The 1,053-nt window shown below is 47.4% G+C and carries 1 protein-coding gene; it reads right to left on the bottom strand.

The window, feature by feature from the left end; genetic code table 11:
* Positions 1 to 226: 226 nt before the first annotated feature.
* Positions 227 to 1,051: a patatin family protein gene (locus R7Z47_RS24120; RefSeq protein ID WP_318130671.1), complete on the bottom strand. Its 825-nt coding sequence runs from the start codon at positions 1,049 to 1,051 to the stop codon at positions 227 to 229.
* Positions 1,052 to 1,053 lie beyond the last annotated feature (2 nt).

Genomic DNA, 1,053 nt, shown 5'->3' with positions numbered 1-1,053 from the left:
ATTGAAGAAATTGAACAAGCGATTCAAGACTACAACTCAGGGCTGTTCGAAACCTATTAAAGCGAACGACAGCGAACAGCCAATTTTGACCGATGTCTTAGTATTACGCTGAATGTATTTGAGCCTACTTATTGGGCTCGTAGCGAAGCAAATCGATAATCCACTGCCATCGAGTTTGCGTTAGCCACCTAGATTAACTTGCGTTTAATCGAGGTGGCTTTTTTCTTTACACTGAATTCCAACGTTCTATGGCTTGTTTGCCAGCCTCAATTCCCAGTTCATATGCTTCTCGCAAAGGTTCTGGTGAGCGGCTTAAGCGTTTTAACTTAAACGTTTCTGGTGGACACACTTGGATTATCTCAACGCCTGGTGGCGGGTTGTTTATCAGTTCCAATGTTTGGTTGTAACGAACGTCACGTGTCAGCATAGGCTCAATCAGAGCTGGCGTTTCCTTCAGCATACGTTTTGTGATGGCACTGAACTTTGATCTTGGTTTCCGGTAACTGGCAATCTGGCTGCGCAAGACCATGATTTTTGTCGCTCCTCTCTTGATGGCTTCGGCAATTGGCAGGGCATCTGCAACGCCGCCATCCACATATCGAGTGTCATTAAGGAGCACGCCATTACGATAGAGTACGGGCAGGGCGCTGCTGGCCTTCATGGTCTCCGCTAACATATCGACGTCCGGAGTGAGGTATTCTGCCTGTCCAGTATCTTGACGAGTGACGACAAGGAAAAAAGGACGCGGATCAGCAGCGAGCACTTCTTTATCAATGCCTAACTCTTCAAGTGTTACTTGCCACATCCAATCCAAATCCATGACATCACCACCGCGTATGAGCTGGCTGGGGGTGATGAACTCATTTCTTAGGCTGTAATCGAGATAGATTTTTAGGTTTCTGCCCGGCATTTTTGCCAAATAAGCGGCAAGATTACTTGCGCCAGCCGATACGCCCCAAAAGCTGTCGAAGGGAGAAAAGTCCGCAGCTAAAAAATGGTCGAGTATTCCGCAAGAAAATACCCCTCGCATTGCGCCGCCTTCAACAATCAGTG

The organism is Vibrio sp. 1641, from assembly GCF_033339995.1.
GTDB classification, from domain to species: domain Bacteria; phylum Pseudomonadota; class Gammaproteobacteria; order Enterobacterales; family Vibrionaceae; genus Vibrio; species Vibrio alginolyticus.
This window is presented reverse-complemented; position numbering and strand designations above follow the sequence as displayed.